This is a genomic window from Nesterenkonia sp. E16_10, assembly GCF_017347085.1.
Lineage (GTDB): Bacteria > Actinomycetota > Actinomycetes > Actinomycetales > Micrococcaceae > Nesterenkonia.
The window spans coordinates 42587-61278 of the sequence record NZ_JADPSA010000016.1; the positions used below are offsets into that span (position 1 = coordinate 42587).

22 protein-coding genes are annotated in these 18692 nt (G+C 65.9%); 14 read left to right on the plus strand and 8 right to left on the minus strand.

Features of this window, described 5'->3' with window-relative positions; all coding sequences use genetic code 11:
- Positions 1–69 precede the first annotated feature (69 nt).
- Both I2487_RS04820 and I2487_RS04825 read left to right on the plus strand, forming a co-directional pair.
- Positions 70–651, plus strand: coding sequence for a class I SAM-dependent methyltransferase (locus I2487_RS04820; RefSeq protein WP_255545954.1), 582 nt, complete (start codon positions 70–72; stop codon positions 649–651).
- A gap of 34 nt (positions 652–685) precedes the next feature.
- The gene (locus I2487_RS04825; protein WP_207170840.1) at positions 686–1423 is read left to right on the plus strand and encodes a flavodoxin family protein; all 738 of its coding nucleotides are present in this window, start codon (positions 686–688) and stop codon (positions 1421–1423) included.
- A gap of 87 nt (positions 1424–1510) precedes the next feature.
- On the opposite strand, the gene I2487_RS04830 is transcribed toward I2487_RS04825, so the two are convergent.
- The 3 genes from I2487_RS04830 to I2487_RS04840 all read right to left on the minus strand — a co-directional run bounded on the left by I2487_RS04830 (position 1511) and on the right by I2487_RS04840 (position 3704).
- Positions 1511–1972 carry a hypothetical protein gene (locus I2487_RS04830; protein WP_255545955.1) on the minus strand — a complete coding sequence of 154 codons (462 nt, stop codon included), beginning with the start codon at positions 1970–1972 and terminating at the stop codon, positions 1511–1513.
- Between the two features lie 133 nt (positions 1973–2105).
- Positions 2106–2804, minus strand: a complete 699-nt coding sequence (locus I2487_RS04835; RefSeq protein ID WP_207170841.1) for an 8-oxoguanine DNA glycosylase OGG fold protein — start codon at positions 2802–2804, stop codon at positions 2106–2108.
- Positions 2805–2930: 126 nt separating this feature from the next.
- Entirely contained in the window at positions 2931–3704 is a 774-nt protein-coding gene (locus I2487_RS04840) for a CPBP family intramembrane glutamic endopeptidase (protein ID WP_207170842.1), read from the minus strand.
- Between the two features lie 152 nt (positions 3705–3856).
- Here I2487_RS04840 and I2487_RS04845 point away from each other — a divergent pair, with 152 nt between their 5' ends.
- On the plus strand, positions 3857–4174 hold the full coding sequence (locus I2487_RS04845; protein ID WP_207170843.1) for an XRE family transcriptional regulator: 318 nt from the start codon (positions 3857–3859) through the stop codon (positions 4172–4174).
- A gap of 107 nt (positions 4175–4281) precedes the next feature.
- Here I2487_RS04845 and I2487_RS04850 read toward each other — a convergent pair whose 3' ends face one another.
- Positions 4282–5682 carry an MFS transporter gene (locus I2487_RS04850; RefSeq protein ID WP_207170844.1) on the minus strand — a complete coding sequence of 467 codons (1401 nt, stop codon included), beginning with the start codon at positions 5680–5682 and terminating at the stop codon, positions 4282–4284.
- Between the two features lie 72 nt (positions 5683–5754).
- Between I2487_RS04850 and I2487_RS04855 the strand changes: the two genes are divergently transcribed.
- The 6 genes from I2487_RS04855 (at position 5755) to I2487_RS04880 (ending at position 10398) form a co-directional block, all read left to right on the plus strand.
- Entirely contained in the window at positions 5755–6660 is a 906-nt protein-coding gene (locus I2487_RS04855) for a LysR family transcriptional regulator (RefSeq protein WP_207170845.1), read from the plus strand.
- Between the two features lie 71 nt (positions 6661–6731).
- Positions 6732–7610, plus strand: a complete 879-nt coding sequence (locus tag I2487_RS04860) for a serine hydrolase (protein ID WP_207170846.1) — start codon at positions 6732–6734, stop codon at positions 7608–7610.
- Positions 7600–8478, plus strand: a complete 879-nt coding sequence (locus tag I2487_RS04865) for a serine hydrolase (protein ID WP_207170847.1) — start codon at positions 7600–7602, stop codon at positions 8476–8478. Before I2487_RS04860 ends, I2487_RS04865 begins: the two co-directional genes overlap by 11 nt.
- A gap of 143 nt (positions 8479–8621) precedes the next feature.
- Positions 8622–8849, plus strand: a complete 228-nt coding sequence (locus tag I2487_RS04870; protein ID WP_036473899.1) for a hypothetical protein — start codon at positions 8622–8624, stop codon at positions 8847–8849.
- Between the two features lie 164 nt (positions 8850–9013).
- Positions 9014–9529, plus strand: coding sequence for an ArsR/SmtB family transcription factor (locus I2487_RS04875; RefSeq protein ID WP_207170848.1), 516 nt, complete (start codon positions 9014–9016; stop codon positions 9527–9529).
- Entirely contained in the window at positions 9529–10398 is an 870-nt protein-coding gene (locus tag I2487_RS04880; RefSeq protein WP_207170849.1) for a M23 family metallopeptidase, read from the plus strand. The genes I2487_RS04875 and I2487_RS04880 overlap by 1 nt, the downstream gene beginning before the upstream one ends.
- A 132-nt stretch (positions 10399–10530) precedes the next feature.
- On the opposite strand, the gene I2487_RS04885 is transcribed toward I2487_RS04880, so the two are convergent.
- On the minus strand, positions 10531–11466 hold the full coding sequence (locus tag I2487_RS04885; protein WP_207170850.1) for a hypothetical protein: 936 nt from the start codon (positions 11464–11466) through the stop codon (positions 10531–10533).
- Positions 11467–11855: 389 nt separating this feature from the next.
- On the opposite strand from I2487_RS04885, the gene I2487_RS04890 reads away from it, so the two are divergent.
- The 3 genes from I2487_RS04890 (at position 11856) to ku (ending at position 13609) form a co-directional block, all read left to right on the plus strand.
- Positions 11856–12185: a helix-turn-helix transcriptional regulator gene (locus tag I2487_RS04890; RefSeq protein WP_207170851.1), complete on the plus strand. Its 330-nt coding sequence runs from the start codon at positions 11856–11858 to the stop codon at positions 12183–12185.
- A gap of 2 nt (positions 12186–12187) precedes the next feature.
- Positions 12188–12589, plus strand: a complete 402-nt coding sequence (locus I2487_RS04895; protein WP_207170852.1) for a DUF1048 domain-containing protein — start codon at positions 12188–12190, stop codon at positions 12587–12589.
- A 147-nt stretch (positions 12590–12736) separates the two neighbouring features.
- Complete coding sequence (gene ku / locus I2487_RS04900) at positions 12737–13609, plus strand: non-homologous end joining protein Ku (protein WP_207170853.1); 873 nt, start codon at positions 12737–12739, stop codon at positions 13607–13609.
- A gap of 15 nt (positions 13610–13624) precedes the next feature.
- Here the strand turns inward: ku and I2487_RS04905 are convergent, their stop codons facing one another.
- A complete protein-coding gene (locus I2487_RS04905) occupies positions 13625–14557 on the minus strand; it encodes a cation diffusion facilitator family transporter (RefSeq protein WP_207170854.1) in 933 nt (310 codons plus the stop codon).
- Between the two features lie 155 nt (positions 14558–14712).
- On the opposite strand from I2487_RS04905, the gene I2487_RS04910 reads away from it, so the two are divergent.
- Positions 14713–15693 (plus strand): alpha/beta fold hydrolase, encoded by a 981-nt coding sequence (locus tag I2487_RS04910; RefSeq protein WP_207170855.1) that lies wholly within the window; start codon positions 14713–14715, stop codon positions 15691–15693.
- Positions 15694–15769: 76 nt separating this feature from the next.
- Here I2487_RS04910 and I2487_RS04915 read toward each other — a convergent pair whose 3' ends face one another.
- Positions 15770–16933, minus strand: coding sequence for an epoxide hydrolase family protein (locus I2487_RS04915; RefSeq protein ID WP_207170856.1), 1164 nt, complete (start codon positions 16931–16933; stop codon positions 15770–15772).
- Between the two features lie 61 nt (positions 16934–16994).
- Here I2487_RS04915 and I2487_RS04920 point away from each other — a divergent pair, with 61 nt between their 5' ends.
- A complete protein-coding gene (locus I2487_RS04920) occupies positions 16995–17951 on the plus strand; it encodes a helix-turn-helix transcriptional regulator (protein ID WP_207170857.1) in 957 nt (318 codons plus the stop codon).
- On the opposite strand, the gene I2487_RS04925 is transcribed toward I2487_RS04920, so the two are convergent.
- Positions 17948–18580, minus strand: a complete 633-nt coding sequence (locus tag I2487_RS04925) for an NUDIX domain-containing protein (RefSeq protein ID WP_207170858.1) — start codon at positions 18578–18580, stop codon at positions 17948–17950. The two genes, I2487_RS04920 and I2487_RS04925, sit on opposite strands and share 4 nt — an antisense overlap.
- Between the last annotated feature and the right edge of the window lie 112 nt (positions 18581–18692).

Genomic DNA, 18692 nt, shown 5'->3' on the forward strand with positions numbered 1-18692 from the left:
AGCGCCTTCGCGCCGCTCTATGACCTGCTTTCCGCGGAGTACCCCGTCTACGGGGCGGGCCGGGCGCGGTTGATCGAGCTGCTGGAGCTGACCGCGGGGGAGCAGGTGCTGGATCTCGGATGTGGCACCGGGATGAACTTCCCCCTGCTGCAGGACCAGGTAGGTCCTGGCGGGAGGATCGTCGGGATCGACCGCAGCGCCGACATGCTCGCCCAGGCCCGGAAGAAGGCCACACGCCAGGGCTGGGACAACGTGATCCTGATCCAGGCCGACGCCACCACTCTGGATCCCGCGAAGATCTCCACCCAGATCACGCGCGCCGGGGGAGAGGCGCTCTCCGAGGCGGCGCTGACGACCTACGCGCTCTCCCTGATGCAGCCCTGGCAGGCCGCCTGGGCGCACATGCGCAAGCTCACCGTGGAGCAGGCCCGGCTGGGCGTGCTCGACATGCAGCGGCCCACCGGACCAAGCTCGGTGCTGACACCCCTGGCGAGGGTCGCCTGTTGGATGGGCGGCGCCGACATCGACGCCCATCCGTGGACTGCGCTGGAACGCGACTGCACCGACGTCCGTGCCACCTCGGTGCGCGGCGGACACCTGCAGGTGCGTGTCGGGGCGAAGACGTCCGACGCCATGGGGTCTCCACGCTGAGTCCCAGCTCACCGAGGAACCAGGAGTCGCCACCATGACCGAGCATCGAGAGACATCAGAGGCTGATCAAGGGTTCGCAGGGCTGAGGGCGGTGTTCTTCAACTGCACGCTCAAACGCAGCCCCGAGCTGAGCCACACCTCCGGGCTGGTGGAGCTCAGCGCCGGACTGATGCGCGAACAGGGCGTGGAAGTGGAGGTCATCCGCTCCATCGACCATCCGATCGCCACCGGGGTGTACCCGGACATGACCGAGCATGGATGGGAGCAGGACGCCTGGCCGGAGCTGTTCGAACTGGTGAAGGCGGCTGACATTCTCGTCATCGCCGGACCGATCTGGCTCGGGGACAACAGCTCGGTCACCAAACAGGTGATCGAACGTCTCTACGCCATGTCCGGGATGACCAACGACGCCGGCCAGTACATCTACTACGGCAAGGTCGGCGGCGCACTGGTCACCGGCAACGAGGACGGGGTCAAGCACTGCGCCATGAACATCCTCTACAGCCTCCAGCACATCGGTGTGACGATCCCTCCAGCCGCTGATGCGGGATGGATCGGCCCGATCGGCCCGGGTCCGAGCTACTTGGACCCCGGCTCCGGAGGCCCGGAGAGCGACTTCACCAACCGCAACACCACGTTCATGGCATGGAACCTGATGCATATGGCCAAGCTGCTCCATCAGGCGGGTGGGATCCCGGCCTGGGGCAACGTCCCGGAACAGTGGGACTCGGGGCAGGACCTCGGGCTCTGGCCCAACCCCGAGTACCGATGAGGTGGCGCGAAACGAGTTCGTGCCACCTGATCTGAGGAGAGTGGCAGCCAGGCTCGCTCGGGGTGTGATGCCGAGCGAGCCTGGCTGCTACCTGCTTCGGTTCAGTGCCGCGACGCCTGCCACGCCGAGGATGAGGCCGTAGATGAGGTGACCCATCAGGCTCCACAGCGCTGGTGCATCGAGGGTGAAGACCGGCATCCCCATCAGCAGCGGCATGATGAGCAGCGGGCCCAGGACCCACCAGAGGGCGCCGTAGAGCAGGCCCACGATCGCTCCGCGACCGTAGCTCGAGAGCGTGTGGCCGAGAAGCACCGTCAGGCCGAGTCCGATGAGGACCGAGATGACGAGATGTACGCCGAAGCCGACACCAGCCGAGGTGCTTCCGACCAGGGAAGCGATCATCGGCAACATGTCCATCATGGCCATGAGGGCCCCGAAGGCGAGCCCGCCTGCCAGGCCGCCTACGATCCCGGCAGAGACCTGATGTCCGATCGAACGGGTGTTTCTTGCGGTGTGTGGTGTTCCGTGTGCTGCAGTGGGGGCAGACATCGGATCGTCCCTTCTTGAGGTGAGAACCTACGACCTCAATCTAGAACGGGTTGCCGGACCGATTCTGTGATCCAGGACACACTTGTCAGACGTCTTGACGGCACCTGACGTTCGGCGTTTCCAGCTGGGTGTTCTATGCCCGGCGGGTGATCGCCAGTTCGATCTCATCAGCGCGGACCGTGCGGTCCACTGAGGAGTCCTCGGAGGCTTCCTCGGCCCATCCGGTCAGCAGGGTGCAGTACCGGTCATAGACCTCGGGGACCCAGACGTCAGTGGTGGCATCCGGCCAGGCGTCGCGGGCGAGGTTCGCGGCAATGTCGCGATCCAGGCTGAGCAGCTTCGGCTGCGCTGCCGCGCCCTGGGCGAAGTAGAGGAACTTCGTGGAGAACGCCGGCCCGAACCACGGAATCCGGCCAGCGCCGTCCTCGGTGGTCAGGATGCTGAAGGCATCCTTGGCGAACTCTTCGCTGCGGGCTGCGTTCCATGCCGAGACGAGCAGCTCGGAGGCCTCCTCGCGGTGGGAGGCGAAGTTGTCCAGCCGGTGGTGCAGACGCGGGACCTTGGGTCCGAGCCCCCAGGACAGCGAGTAGTAGAAGAGCTGGAAGGCGTTCTCGGGGGTGCGCTCGCGGTCACCGATCTCGAACACGTCGCGGCGAGTCAGCGACACCTTGTCCAGGCTGCGGAGCATCCCGGTCAGCTCGGGGAGTCCGCGCTTGGAGAGTTCGGCGCGCCAGCGGGCGGCGTCGACAGCGACACCGTCCTTCATCACCGCGTTGGAGCCGGGGAGTGCGTGCAGGATGTCCTGGGGCAGTCGTGCGTCTTCGTTGATCATGTTCCAACCCTAATGGGCGCAGCCGGCTGCGGCCCCCACCTCTCGGCGCAAGCATCCGCAACGGGGGTGGAAGTGGCGAAGATCGCAGGGGGCACCGGGGAGCCACTCAGCGGCGCTGCTGGTCGATCATGCCGCCGCGACCCGCGAGTGCCGGGTGCTCGAACGCCCCTGACGCAGGACCAGGACCAGGCCGATGATCGCGACGACCACCACCGCGTACTGGAACAGCGCGAGTGCGGCGAAGCCCGTGGCCTCACCGGTCGAGGCTCCACCGACGAAGGTGGAGAAGTCCCAGAAGGCGTGCACCAACATGCAGATCACCAGGGTTCCGGTGACTCGGCGCACCACGTAGAGCGCGCTGCCGATCACGAAGGCAAAGACGATCTGCTCCAGGGTGGCGGCCGCTGACTGCCCGAAGAACACGTTGAGCGCGTGCAGCAGGGCGAACAGCAAGGAGCTGAAGAACCAGACGCCGACTTCACCGAAGGATCCGCGCAGCGCCACCACGCTCACCCCGCGCAGCGTCAGCTCTTCGCCGAAGCCCACCAATAAGGTGCCCAGCGCGAGCGTGAGCACCAGCTGGGCCTCGATCCCCTCGAAGCCGTGGCCGAGAAGATTTCCCGCGGCCGTCAGCACGAGGAAGATCGGCAGCAGCAGCAACCATCGGGGACCCGCGGGGGTGTCGCGGAGAGCAGGCCCCCACCATCCCAACCAGTAGGTCACCGCGGCGGTGAACAGCGAGGCCAACGCGACCGGCAGAACTATGCCTTGCATCGCATTGGCCGCGGTTGATCCGACCGTCTCATAATCGGTTCCCGTGAAGAACCACGTCAGACCCATGATCGCGGCGTAGCCCGCGACGACGGCGACCGCGATCCACGCTCTTGGTTGAACCCGCATGACTGCCCCCTGAAACTGAACCCAGAAGCGCTGCACCTGAGCACGAGGGTCCCACCAGCTCCGGAGGCTGTCCATCTCTGATGGACCACATCTTTTCGGAAGGCTCTCCGCCTGCCGTTCCCACTCAGAGTGGGGTTTGACACACTGAGGAGATGAAACGCTTTCTTGCCCCATTGACGCCCGATCTGGCCCGGGCCGCCCGCGCGCTCACGCAGGTCTCGGTCGAGGAGATCAGTGAGGCCGCTGCGCTGGATCCCACGCGGGTTCGCGGTTTTGAACACCGAGGATCTGGACTGGACCAGGACTCCAGGAGGAAGCTGCGGTCTGCGCTGGAAGAGTTCGGCGCCGTCTTCTTCGATGAAGACGATCAGGGCGGGTACGGCGTCCGGCGCAAGTACAACGCGGCCAAGACCCGGCAGCTGGATCGATGGGAGGGCGAGGGCGGACCTGCTTATGAGGACGACATCTGAGCAGCGACCGGTGATGGGGCTGCTGCCTAGCCCCAGAAGCTTCCCGCAGGAGGTGAATCGCCTCAGGGCCGACTCTATGCAGAGTGGCCAAATGGCTGACCCCTCGCTCAGCGCCGTCGGGCCAGGAAGATCAAGGCTGCTGGAATCGTAAGACAGACGTAGAGGAAAGCGCTGAGACCCAGAGCAGAGTCGATACCAGACCCCAGGTCGTCATTTTGGGCGGTGCTGAATTCCAGGGCAAGCACACCGAGAATGGCGATGCCCATCCCCGCACCGAGGGCGAAGGCGCTCTCCTGAATCGCGCCGGCATCTGCCGTACGCGTCGGGGGAGCGGAGCCCATCAGCGCGTTCGAAGCGATGGCCATCACTGTGCCGGCACCCAGTCCTAGGAGCATCAGCCCACCAGCGTGGGCGGCCTGCGGCACGGAGAACAGCAGCAGGGATCCGGCGGAGGTGAAGATGAACCCTGCGGCCAGGAGATTTGGCTCGGAGATCCATCGCTTCAACCCGGGACTCAGCACGCCACCCAGGACGCTTGCCGCGGCCAGAGGCAGCAGCACCAGGCCAGCTTCGACGGCGGAGCGACCCTCCACGAGCTGCAGCTGCTGGGTGAGCAGGTAGAGGGTGCCGTTGAACACTCCAGCGGTGGCCGCGATGCTCAGCGCCGAGACCGCGAGCACCGGCTTCTGGAACAGCCTGACATCCAGGTACGGACGGCGCAGTCGAGCTTGCCGCAGAGAGAACACCGTCAGGGCCACAGCGCCGCCGCACAGCAGTGCCGGTGCGATCAGCGCGGAGTCTTCCCGCGGCATCGACTTCAGCGCCAGGATCAAGGCCGCGATCCCGATCGTGGAGGACGCGATGCTGAATGGGTCCAGGCCAGGGGGTTCAGAGTTCCTGGATGTGGGAAGCACCATGACCGCCGCGATCAGGCACAGACCCAGCGCCGGTGCGTTGACCCAGAAGATCCACGCCCACGGCAGATGCTCCACCAGGACGCCGCCCAGCAGTGGTCCGAGACCGACCCCGGCACTGAAGCTGGAGACCCAGAGGCCATAGGCGAAGGCGCGAGACCTCTCGGTGGGGAATGACGCGCGAATGATCGCCACCGTCGCCGCGATCAGCAGCGCGGATCCGATCCCCTGACCGATCCGTCCGATGATCAGCGCTGTCGGATCCAACGCGATCCCGGCGAGCAGGGCGCCGGCGATGGCGACGGTCAGCCCTGCCAGGTAGGCGAGTTTGCGTCCGTAGCGGTCAGCGAAGACCGCGCTTGGGATGATGGCGATTCCCGTGGTGAGAGCGTAGGCATCGGCGGTCCACAACACCTGTACTGGGCTCAGTGAGAGTTGTTCGGTGAGTTCAGGCAGGGCCACGGCGACCTTGGTCATATCCGTTCCGCCGAGGAGCAGTACCACCGTGAATACCGACAGGATGCCCGTCAGGCGGGCCAGTGAGATCGGCGGGTCGTGCGGACGTGAGATGGCGGTGGTTGTGGCATGCGGCATTGGCCCAGTTCATCGAACGCCCAAGCCTGCGTCCAGGTTCACAGAGTCCACATGATCGTGCACTATAAGTGCATGATCGATTCACGCCTGCAGCTCTTGGTCGCCGTCAGCGAATATGGGACGGTGACCGCAGCAGCTGAAGTGCTCTTCCGGAGTCCCTCCGGGGTCTCGCGGCAGATCAAGCAGCTCGAGGCGGAGATCGACCTGGACCTCCTCGAGCACGAGGGGCGGCGGGTGAAACTGACCCCGGCAGGCCAGCGACTGGTCGAACACACTCGGGCTTTGAATGCCCAGTGGGAGTCAGCACTCAGCGACACCGCGTCGGCCGCCACCGAGCTCTGCGGCCCGGTGTCCATCGGCGGTTTCGCCACCATCCTGACCTCGGTGGTGACGCCTGCCGTGGTGCGGCTCCGTGAGGACCACCAGATGCTCCGGCCCATGGCCAAGGAGATCTACTCGCAGGAGATCACCCGAGCCCTCGAGACTGGGGCGATCGATGTGGGACTCTTCGTGGCTGATGAATCGACGAGCCGGCTTCCCTCCTACCTTGAGGTCGCCGAGTTCATGGACGATCCCATCGACCTCTTGGTGCACCAGTCCCATGCCTTCGCCGCGCGGGACGAGGTGCGTCTGGAAGAGGCGCGCCAGGAGGAGTGGGTCACCGGCCTCCCGCACCAGGACTCGTATAAGGAGCTCTACGCGGCGACCCGTTCAGCCGGGTATGCGCCGCGGTCCAGTCATTACGCGCAGGACCTCACCGCGACGGCCGCGCTCGTGGCCGCAGGGCTGGGGATCTCAGCGGTGCCCAGGATCGCGCAAGAGATCTCGCATCCGCAGGTCCGGCGCGTTCCCCTTGCCGGCGAGCACCGTCCACACCGGCGCATCATGCTCACGTTCCGGGGCGGCTCGCGCGGCAATCCGCGGATCCGCGCCGTGATCGACGCCCTGGAACGGGCTCGCCCGAACGAGCTGCGCTGAAGGGATGAAGCGCTCGCCGGAGAGCAGCAATATGCTGGAGGAGTCCGGAGCGCGCGTTGATCAGGAGTCTTGTGGAGCAATCCTTGCAGCACCTCGAGACCGCGGTCACCCGTCTGGCCGCAGATCAGCCCTTCGCGCTCTCCTGGGAGATCCGCCCGATCGGCACCGGTGAGGCGATCGGCCAAGACGCCACCCGCGCCGTCGCCTCCTTCAGCACCCGCAAGGTCAGCGTGCTCCTGGCCTGCCTGGCATTGGTCGAGACGGGCGAGCTCAGCCTCCAGGACCGCTCGGTGATCACCGAGCACATGAAGGACGGCGTCCAAGCCGGGATCATGCGGAACCTCTCCGCCGGGATCTCACTGAGCCTGCGCGACTCCCTGCTGCAGATGATGAGCACCTCGGACAACATCTGCACCCAGCTGGTCTTCGCCGCCATCGGCTCGGTCCGCCCGGACCCGTTGCAATGGGTCAACGACTACTGCGCCTGGATGGGCCTGCACGCCACCCTGCACCGCGAGATCTTCCCCCGCACCGGCGACCTCACCTGGAGCCATTCCCTGGAGACCCTCACCACGACGACGGCGCGGGATCAGTCCCGCCTGTTGGAGAGCTTGGGCCGCGGTTGCGTGGATGACACCGCCGCCGCCCAGCTGATGGTCTCTCGCGAGCTGTGTGAGTTTGCGCGGGACGCGATGCTTGGACTCTTCACGCCCGCGCTGGGTGTGGCCTGCACCGAAATCCGATTCGCGGAGAAGAACGGACGCGGGCTGCGCAGCCTCTCCCAGGTGGGGCTGGCGCTCACCGACACCGGAGCTCCGCTGGCTGCGGTTGCGGCCTACGCCGAGAACATTCCCACGCAGCTGCCCTCGGGGCTCCCCGGCCGGGTGGCGGTCTTCGACCTGTTCGCCGAGCTCGGACTTGCCGTGCAGGAGTGGGCTCATGGTCGCTGAGGTGGAAATGTTGACTCTGGAGGAATGCGCGGCGGCGTATCCGCAGCTGCGGTTCGCGGTCGGCTCCGCCCGATTTCCCGGGCTGGTTGCCGAAGCCCAGGCGGACGAGCCGCAGGACCTCGCAGGCATCGGAAAACTGCTGTTCGGGCTGACCCTGGCCCACCTCGATGAGCGGGATGAGGGGTTCCTGGCTCGTCCGCTCAGCGTCACCGCGGGGCACCGCGCCGCGGCTCAGACCGGTACGCTGCGGCTGATGTCCGGGGAGCTGCGGCTCAGTGCGGAGGACGCGGTGAGCCTGGTCTTCTCCACAGGTGACGGCGCCTGCGTGCTCGCACTGCTGGATTTCGCGGCCGCAGAAGGAGTCGACCTGCTCTCCGAGGCCGCACGTCTCACGACCTCGCTCCGGCTCGACGCGGTACAGCTGTCCGGGCTCGAATCCGACGAGTCCTGGGGCGAAGGGCTGCTGGGGTCCGCCACCACCGCCTCAACGTGTCAGCTGCTGCGCTCCCTCGGAACCCCCGACGACCCAGAGGGCGATCCAGCGGTGGTTGCGGGAGTCTCCTCCGGGACTCGGCGCCGGATCCACGGCTGGATGGGCAAGGTCTTCGAACCCGCCGGTCTCGCCTCGGCCCTGCCCGGGTATGGACCCCGCCGAGTCCCGCATCAGACCCTCTCCGGCATCGAGCTCACCACGGCCGGCGCGCAGCGCGGATACAGTTCCGTGCTCTCCCTGCCCAATCAGACGGGGGAGTGGGTCCATGTGGCTGCCCACCTGCCGCCGTCGTCGGCTGGCGCTCACTCTCCACGGGATGTCTCAGCCGTGCTGGGCACTTTGGGCCTGGCGGCGTACGACTCCTCAGGCCGTTGACTAGAGCTTTTGTGGAGCCTGGAACATCCGGCACCAAGGCAGCGCGGAGGAAACGATCATGGAATCACCAGGCGCCACCCATAGGTTCGAGTCAGGTGCCAAATTCTTTCGGGTACTGACAATGATTCGATGTGAGGAGTCACATGCTGGCCACACTGCATAATCTCGGTTTTCGTTCAGAGTACGCCTACAATGCCGCGTTGGCCTCTGTAGCGCTGTCTTTCGGAAGCTGGACCGCGTCCCGCTTCAAGAAGGATGATTCCAAGCCGCAGGCCGACCGCTGGGGCATCTTCGTGGGCCACTGGGCCCCCACCTTCTTCGGTCTGGGCCTGGCGCTCTCGCAGTACGAGAACAAGGGCAAGAAGCGCTGATCTCAGAACTTCTCAAAAGGGGCGTCACCGATCATCGGCGGCACCCCGCTGTGCGTGGATGAGCTTTGACTCCTCATCGAGGGGTGGTGGCTCGGCGATTGCCTCACGGATCTACGTACTTTCTTGGTCTTTACGTAATCACGTGATTGAACTAGCGTGTGGTCATGGATGATGATCACTCCTTCCGAGACCTGGCTGAGCGCCTCGCGGCGGTCGAGGAGCGGCTTGCCGCCCTCGAGTCACCTCCGGCGGCAACGTCGGCCGCGGACCAGGACGAGGTCTTCTGGGCGCTGGACGGCCTCAAGCAGCGCACGACGGATGCGGCCGGCGCCGTGCTGATGACCGGCGCGGTCACCGTGCCGAAGGGGCATCACGCTCAGTGGCAGATGCAGGGCTCGGTGCAGGAGATGTTTGCCACCGACTTTGCCTCGCGGGCAGAGCGGCTCTCAGCAGTGGCGCACCCGGTTCGGCTGCAGCTGATGCAGCGGCTGCTCACGGACGCTTCCACCGTCGAGGAGATCCGTGAAGCCGGAGAGTTCGGCACCAGCGGGCAGGTCTACCACCACCTGCGCCAGCTGGTCGCCGCGGGGTGGGTCACAGCGCTGGGTTCAGGGCGCTACGAGGTGCCACCGGCAAGAATCGTGCCGTTGCTGGTCACCCTGTTGGGGGTGGATCGCTGATGCGGCGGATCATCTCGCGCCTGAAGCCGCTCTGGCTGGTTTTGGTCTTCTTCGGCGCGACGCTAGGTGTCCTCTCACTCTTCGGCGCCGTGCCGGGCTTCGTCGAAGCACTACCGTCTCTGGTGGTGATTGCGATGATCGCCCTGGGCGTGGTGCTCTCGGCCGTCCACCCGAAGGCGTCGGAGCATGAACCCCATATGATGGCCGCGCCGGTCCGAGGCCGTTGGGCCGCCCTGAACACGCCAGGTCAGCAGCTTCCGAGCCATGGTTCCAGGTTTCTCGGGCAGTACGCCGCGATCGATATCCTGCAGCCCACCACCGCCGAGACCCCGCCCAAGGTCCAGAAGGGCTGGCGGAACTCACCTCCGCAGAAGTATCCGTGCTTCGGGGCACCGGTGTATGCGATGGCCGACGGCGTCGTCACCGGTGCGTGGTCTGGAGCGCGAGATCACCGGGCTCGGAACACCTGGCAGGGCCTGATCTACATGATGACCCTCGAGGGCATGATCCGTTCGGTCGCCGGTCGGGGTGCGATCTTGGGCAACCATGTGATCGTTGCGCACGACGACGGGACTGCGGCCGTCTATGCCCACTTGCGGATGCGGAGTCTGCGCGTGGAGATCGGGCAGCGGGTGAGTGCGGGGGAGCAGCTCGGCGAGGTCGGCAACACCGGAAACTCCTCGGAGCCGCATCTCCACGTGCACCTGATGGACCGCGCCAACCCCTACGCGGCGGCCGGTCTGAAGATGGCCTGGGAAGACATCGATCGTCCCGGGGAGATCGAACCGTCCTTGAAGGAGATCGCGAGGGGGCCTGCGCCGAACGCGGTCCGGTCCATGCCGCGCAACGGAGAGATCTTTGAGGTGTGACGCCTGAGACAGGGGCGGTTCGCCGGGTGGCATCCACCTCTGCGAGTCACCGTGGAGTTATGAGTCGCAGAGGTAGATGCCGCTCCTTGGCCGCTGGGGGAAGTTTTCGGTCAGCGGAGACGGGGGTCGTCCCTAGACGAGGGAGTCTGCGATGCCCTGGAATTCGTCCTCGCCGATGACGACGTCGTCCTCCGGACGTTCTGGCTCCGCGACCTCGTTCCAGTCGCTAAAGGTCACCACCGTCTCCTCGCCCGCTGATTCTGAGCGAATCTCCATCAGGAGTGGCTCCTGCTCATCCGCCAGCACGATGAACTCGACCGTGGCCCCATCGTTCTCACTGGAATACACCCACACATCCTCACCTTCGTGAGTATCTGTTGCGGCGTCGGCCTCCCACGCGGAGAGATCCTCCACGCCAGCCGAGGTAAGGATGCTGCTTCGGAGATTCTCGATGAACAGAGCCGGGGTTTCCAACTGGTTCGCGAGGCTCGTCATGTCCACCCATTCACCTTCCGGTTCGAGCGCTTCTCGAAAATCTTCCGGAGTGACTCCCTGGATGTCGACCTGATTGGCTGCGTATTCTTCGATCACGGAATCTACCGATTGGACTGCCTGGTCGCTGAAGATCCGGTAGTCGCCCATGGTCTCGTTGAGCGTGTAGGTGTAACCATCGCCCGCCATGTCACCGGAGAGTACAAGCCGGACGATCTCTGTTTCGACATTGATGTTCTCGTCGACGTGTTCAGCAGCGTCGCCCAAGGGGTTGATGGGAATGACTGCGTTGATGGTGACGGAGTCCTGATCGAGGGAGGACTGCCAGATCGCGTCTTCTGCTTCGCCGATCTCTGGGGCATCGGGAACCTCCTCCTCGGTGGGCTCATCAGCGGGTTCTGTATCGGTGCCCGCTTCCTCGTCGGTGTCCGCCTCGACCTGATCGGCATCGGCTGCCTCGGCAGGTGCAGCTTCGTCGCCGCCGCAGGCCGTGAGGGCCAGCATTGCTGCCCCCAACAAGCCGGTGGTCTTGAACATCGATTCTTTGAGGGAAATCTTCTCAGGTGCCGTTGCCACGACTTTCTCCATCCTGTTTTCGTTCCCACCGTGGGTGGTCGCGGTCTATTCCTCGGCGATCGCCTCAGACACAACATGCATGCTGGCCAACCGGTTCAAACTCTCCGGCGATGAACAATGACCTTAGAGGCCAGAACGTAATTGGAGTCTACATAGAACATAGAAAAGTGTGTTATCGCCGGGTCCTCCTGGCTGGGTGTGGCGCAGAAGAGGACGAACGTTGCGAGGTTCTGTCTGGTCCATCGGTTCCGAGAATCTGTCTTCTTGACCCCGGGAATCACCCGTCAGTGATTCCTGGTCCCGGAGTTCCCAACCGTTGTCCGCACCGCTACTCGGTGTTACTTTATGCTGGTAGTCAATAACACTGGGTAGTGAGAAGGGGGGGAGTCGTGGGCAAGCAGGCGACAGAGATGCTCAAAGGGACTCTCGAGGGCATCGTCCTCGCGCTCTTGGCCGATCGCTCGGCGTACGGCTACGAGATCACCGGCTGGCTGCGCGAGCAGGGTTTCACCGACATCGCCGAGGGCACCGTGTACGCGCTGCTGGTCCGGATCGAACAACGCCGACTGGTGGACGTGGAGAAGGTTCCCTCCGCCAAAGGTCCGCCGCGCAAGGTCTACTCCATCAACGCCGAAGGCCGGGAATACCTCGATGAGTTCTGGAGGACCTGGAGCTTCCTCGCAGAACGCCTAGACCAGCTCCGCAAAGGAGAGAAGTAGCCATGGCACCACGTTGGATTGAGAAGGTCACCGGATCGCTGGAGGGCAAGAAGCGCTACCGGCAGTACAAGGCCCGCCGCGATGAGCTCCCGGGTAGCTACCGCACTGGCATCGAAGCAGTCGAGCGCTATCTGATGTACGCCGGGGCGATCACCACGGGCGAAGTCCTGGTCCAGATGTTGGAGGACCTCGTGGACCTCTTCGAGCAGAGCGCCGCTGACGGCACGCCGCTCAACGCCGTGGTGGGGCAGGATCCGGTGGAGTTCGCCGAGACCTTCCTCGCGAACTACTCGGATGGTCGGTGGGTCAACAAGGAACGGGCACGCCTGGTGGCCGCCATCGAGACCGCCGAGACCGAACCCGCAGCAGAAGCACCGCAGGAAGGCCGAGCGAACAAATCCTGAGCACCCAGACAGCCGGAGCGCCGCGTCTCCGCGCCGAGCCCGCGTCGTCGTCGTCGGCCGTGGTGTCTGTTGCCCGGGCTGTCCTGGCCCCTGCGGTTGTGGTGTCATAGGCGCACAAGATGTAACGACTCAACCAAGGAGTGACCCATGCGGGCGATCTGGTCTGGCGACGTGTCCTTCGGCCTGGTGACGGTCCCGATCAAGCTGTATTCGGCCACCCGCAGTCATGATCTGTCTCTGCATCAGGTCCACGACGACGACGGCGGCCGGATCCGCTATGAGCGCCACTGCGAGGTCTGCGGCGAGAAGGTCGATTACAAGGACATCGACAAGGCCTATGACTCCGGGGAGTCCACGGTGATCCTGACCAAGGATGAGCTCGGGGAGCTGCCCGCGGACGACTCCAAGGAGATCGCGGTGGAGCAGTTCGTGCCCGAAGACCAGATCGACTCCATGGAGCTGGACAAGTCCTACTACCTGGAGCCCTCGGGGAAGTCCGCGAAGGCCTATGTGCTGCTGCGCCGGACCCTGGAGGAGTCCTCCCGGGTGGCGATCGTGACGTTCACGCTGCGCTCAAAGACCCGCCTCGGGGTGCTGCGCGTGCGCGGGGATGTGATCGTGCTGCAGGGGCTGCGATGGGCCGATGAGCTGCGGGACCCGGAGTTCGACGTCCCCAAGTCGCGGCTGACCAAGAAGGAACAGGAGATGGCCAGCTCGCTGGTGGACTCCTACGCGGAAGACTTCGACCCGGAGCGGTTCAAGGATGAGTACCAGGACCAGCTGCACACCCTGGTGGAGGAGAAGCTCGCCCACGGTGAGGACATCGACACCGAGGCGACCTTCGGCGAGGTCGAAGACGATGAGGAGGGCGACGGCAACGTCATCGACCTCATGGAGGCGCTGAAGCAGTCCGTGGACTCCCGGCGGAAGAGCTCAGGCAAGGGGTCCGGGGAGTCCGGCGGCACGAAGGCGAAGGGCGCCAAGAGCTCGGGGTCCAGCTCCAAGAAGAAGGCCAGCTGAGACGCAGGAGGAGGGTCAGCGCACCGGACGCGACGGTGGCTGCTTCGTCGTGAAGGTGATCGTGATCCAGCTGTGCGGATCGTCGCCGTCCAACCGTGTCCGGGTCTCGTCGCGCACTCGGTCCCAGTCCTCCAAGGACCGAAGCCCCTGATCTTCTGGAACATAGAACACCACGTCGATGGTGCGCGCTCGGCCCTGCTGGGAGGCATAGACCCGGTAGTCGAAGAATCCTTCAGCCTCGGCGATGTCCTGGGCCGCTGCCTCGGCGCGTCCCTTGAGCTCAGGTGGGGTGACCAGCGAGATCTCCGCCACGGCCTTGCGCAAGGTGGAGAAGGGCACGGGCAGCAGGATCAAGGCGACCAGCGCCAACACCGCCGGGTCTACATAAGGCATGGCCCACTCCGCCGCCGTGCCGTCGATGAGCATCCCGATCAGGAACGCGGCCAGCAGGGCGCCGGTCACTCCGCCGGCCATGATCCAGCCCTTGACGTCCATCGCGACCAGAGCGGAATCGATCTTCTTATTGGCGCGGTGTTCGATCAGTGCGATGACGAAGCACAGCACCGCCACGACGGCGGCGTAGAGCACCGCCGGACCGAATTCGACGTCGCGGCCGCCCGATGTCAGCGCCGCGATGGCCTGGAACAACGCGTACGCGGCCACCGACATCATCAGCAGCGCATTCACCGCCAGGAGCATGGGCTCGAAATGCCAGAACCCCATGGTGAACCGATCCTGGGTTCGCCGGGAGAGCGCGTTGGATGCGGACTTCGCAATCAGGCCTGCCAGGGTGATGGACACCACGGACATCACGGCGTCGACCAGCGAGAAGACGCCGTCGAAGAGGATCGCGAAGGATCCCGACACGAGACCGAACCCGATTCCGAGGGTCGCGACGATCAGGATTCCGATGAGGGAGACCTTCAGAGTCTGCTGTTCCGTGCGCATGGAGAGTGTGGACCTTTCGGGGGCGGGACGGTCGCGAGGTGCACCGCCACTATATTGCGGCAACCGGCCGGGCAGCGCTCCGTCCTCGGAGGAAGCTTGCGCTGGGATTCGCAGGTGACGCAGGTGCGGATCAGCCCCCTCGCTAGGCTGGCCGGATGTACACCCCGCAAGCGCCTGATGAGACCGGCCTGCTGACCATGAGCGATGGTCAGCGCGTCTATTGGGAGGAGTCCGGCTCTCGGGCCGGAATTCCGCTGCTGTACCTGCATGGCGGACCTGGCGCGGGCTTAGGGGGTCGTGGCTATGCGACCAAAGCGGACCCCGGCCGATTCCGGGTCATCGGTCTCGATCAGCGAGGCTGCGGCCGGTCAGCGCCGCTGGCGAGCGATCCGGAGCATGACTGGGAGGCCAACACCACCTCCAGGCTGATCGCCGACCTCGAGGAGCTGCGCGAACATCTCGGCGTGCAGAGCTGGGTGCTCAATGGCGTGTCCTGGGGGTCCACGCTCGCCATCGCCTACGCCCAGGCTCATCCGGCGCGGGTGCGCGGGGTCGTCGCGATGGCGGTGACCACGACCTCCCGTTGGGAGGTCGAGTGGATCACCGAGACCGTCGGGGCGCTGTACCCGGAGGAGTGGGAGCTCTTCGTCCAGCACGCCGAGCGGGCCGGGCTGGGATATCGACGCGGGCAAGGACGCCTGGTGGAGGCGTATCGGGACCTCATGCGGCACCCCGACCAGGCAGTGCGCGACGCCGCCTCGCTAGCGTGGGCGCGATGGGAAGACGCTCATATCGCCATCGGCGCCGGCGGGTTCCAACGTGACCCACGGTGGGAGGATCCAGAGTTCCGGAACAACTTCGTCGCCCTGGCCACCCACTACTGGGCCAACGACGGATTCTGCGATCCACCGCTGCTGGACCGCAAGGATCGGCTCGACGGAATCCCGGCGGTCCTGATCCACGGACGACTCGATGTCAGCGGACCGCTGCGCACGGCCTGGGAGCTGCATCGTCGGTGGCCCGGCAGTGCTCTGGTCATTGAGGAGCGTGAGGGTCATGGAGGCGGGGCGATGGTGGATGCCTGGCGACGGGCCAATGATGAGCTGGCCTCGCGCCTGGTCTTCGACCCGCAGTGACCTGAGTGGCCAGGGTTCCTCGTCGAGCTCTGGTGATGGGTTGGTGCTCGGCGGGATGCTTGGCGTGGTGCGTGGACTACTGCCAGGGACGGAAGAACTCCCGAATGCCCCGAAGCAGCAGCTCAGGTTCCTCCAGCGCCGCGAAATGACCCCCGCTCCCGGGGTGCTCGGTCCAGCGCACGATGCTGTTGGCCTGCTCGGCGAATGAGCGGATGCCGATGTCGTGGGCGAACTGGATCGCCGCGGTGGGCACCCCCGAGCTCTCCGGGATCACATCCCAGGGCTGATCCTGGGCGTAGCCGACGTAGGCGGCGGATCCGGCGCTCGCGGTGAACCAGTAGAGCGAGGCGTTGGCGAAGATGAAGTCCTCGCCGAGCAGCTCGTCTGCGGGGGTCTCGGCTGGGTGGCTCCAGGCCTGCAGCTTGTCGAGGATCCAGGCGAACTGGGCGATCGGACTGTCAGCGACCATCGCTCCCAGCAGCCCTGGACGGGTGGATTGCAGCGCGATGTAGCCGAACTCGGTCTGCATGAAGTCACCGATCCGTCGCATCCTGTCCTGCTCCACCGCAGACATCGCCGCCAGCGTCTGGTCATCGACCTCGGGTTGGAAGGCGCCGAGCGCGCCGTTGACGTGCACGCCGATCACTCGGCTCGGCACCACGCGCCCGATCTCCGGCGCCACTGACGCGCCGAGGTCCCCGCCCTGCACGGCGAACCGGTCATAGCCGAGGCGGGTCATGAGCTCGGTGAACGCGGTCGCGATCCGATGGGTGGACCAGCCGCCGTCGACCAGCGGGGTGGAGAATCCGAACCCTGGAAGCGACGGGATGACGAGGTCGAACGCGTCGCCGCTCTGACCACCGTGGGCAGCGGGATCGGTGAGCGGGTTGATCAGGTGCTCGAACTCCAGGAAGGATCCGGGCCAGCCGTGGAGCAGCATCAGGGGGATGCTGTCCGGCGCCTGCGACCGGATGTGCAGGAAGTGGATCGTCTGCCCGTCGATCTCGGTGCTGAACTGGGGGAGCCGATTGAGCCGATCCTGGGTGGCCGCCCAGTCGTGGTGGCGCCAGCGTTCGGCATAGTCGCGCAGGGTGGCGATCGGGACGCCGTTGCTCCAGGCGTCGTCGGGGAGCGGATGGGAGAGACGAGTATTAGCCAGGCGGGACTGCAGCTCGCTGACCTGGGCGGGATCGATGTCGATCTGGAAGGGGAGGATCGGGTGTGCGTGATGTGAGTTCATAGCTTCAGTCTCACCGTGATTGCGGCCACAATGCGGCCGGAATCGGGGTGATACTTGGACCATGTCGAGGACCACCGGGCGCACGCTGGAGCTGCTGGGTCTGCTTCAGGCGCGGTCCGCGTGGACCGGGGCCGAGCTGCGCGCCCGGTTGGAGGTCAGCGATCGCACGCTGCGCCGAGATATCGAGGACCTGCGCAATCTGGGCTACGGAATCGAGGCGACCCGAGGCGTCGGGGGCGGCTATCGGTTGGGAGCCGGTGCGGTGGTGCCGCCGCTGACCCTGGCGCGGGACGAGGCCGTGGCGATCGCGGTCGGGCTGCGGGCCGGCGCATCCGGAGTCATCACCGGGATCGAGGACTCCGCGGCGCGCGCGCTGGCGAAGCTCGAGCTTTCGTTGGCCCCGGTCACGCGGGATCAGATTGCTGCGGTGGAGCGGGCGATGGTTCCCCTGGTGGCGGCGCGCGGCGACGTCGACGTCGAGACGGTGATCGCTCTGGCGCGGGCGATCGCTGACCGGCGCGAGATCCGCATCCGCTATCGGAATCACGCCGGGGAGCATTCCGAACGCACGGTGCAGCCGCACCGGATCGTGCACACGGCGGAACGCTGGTATCTGATCGCGTGGGAACCGCAGCGCCTCGTGTGGCGGACGCTGCGAGTGGACCGGATCGAGCGCGTGCGTCGCGACGAGGAGAACTTCGAGCTGCGTCAGATCCCCGATGATCTGTTGCGGCAGGCCACGACGCGGGCGATCAGCACCGCTCCCTACCCGGTGCGCGCCCGGGTGCTGGTTCACGCGCAACCCGAGGTGGTGCGCGCGACCTTCGGCCCGACGGTGGCTGAGGTGTTCGACGCCGGGGAGGGGACGTCGGTGCTGGTCACCGGTGCCGACCGGGCAGAGGTCATCGTGATGTATCTCGGGACCAGCGGGCTGCACTGGGAGCTGCTCGAGGGTGATGAGGTGCGTCAGGCTCTCCTCCGCCTCGCCGAGGAATTCTCGGCGGCTGCCCGGCGCTAGGGCTGGATGCCGCGAGGGTGATCGGCCCAGGGTGCTCGCGGTGCGCGCAGCTCTCCGGCTCCGGTCCGCACTGCGTGCAGCGCCAAGATGCCGGTGACCGCGCTGGGGTTGCGGATCTGACCGGTGAGCACCGCCTGCACGGCGTCGGTCAGCGGGACCCACGCCTTCTCGATCTCGGCCTCCTCGCCCTCCCGTGCGTGCTGCTCATGTTCTGGGGTCTCGGTGATCCCCGAGGCGAGGTAGATCCGGATGGCTTCGTTGGAGGCGCCGGGACTGGTGTGGAAATCCGCCAGGGTGTGCCAGGTGGCGGCACTGATATCGGCTTCCTCGTGGAGCTCCCGCGCTGCGGCGTCGAGCATCGGCTCGCCCTCGGCGTCGAGCAGGCCAGCCGGGATCTCCCACATGTTCTGGCGCAGCGGGTGGCGATACTGGCGGATCAGCAGCACTCGGTCCTGCTCGTCGATCGCGAGCACGGCCACCGCACTGAGGTGCTTGAGGAACGCGCGGGTCAGCGTCTCACCGGCATGCCCGAAGCTGAAGGTCTCTTCGACCAGGTCATAGATCGGGGTCGACTGCAGCGACTTGGCCTCGAGGATGGGGTGCTCGGCGGGGGAGTCGTGGATCGGCATGGGGCCAGCCTACGTGGGCAGGCTGGCCCACCGGCGTAGGGGCCCACCGGCCTACCGGCCGGGCCGCCGTCGTCGTTCCCTGCGTGACCTGTCCCATAGGCGCATTCACCGA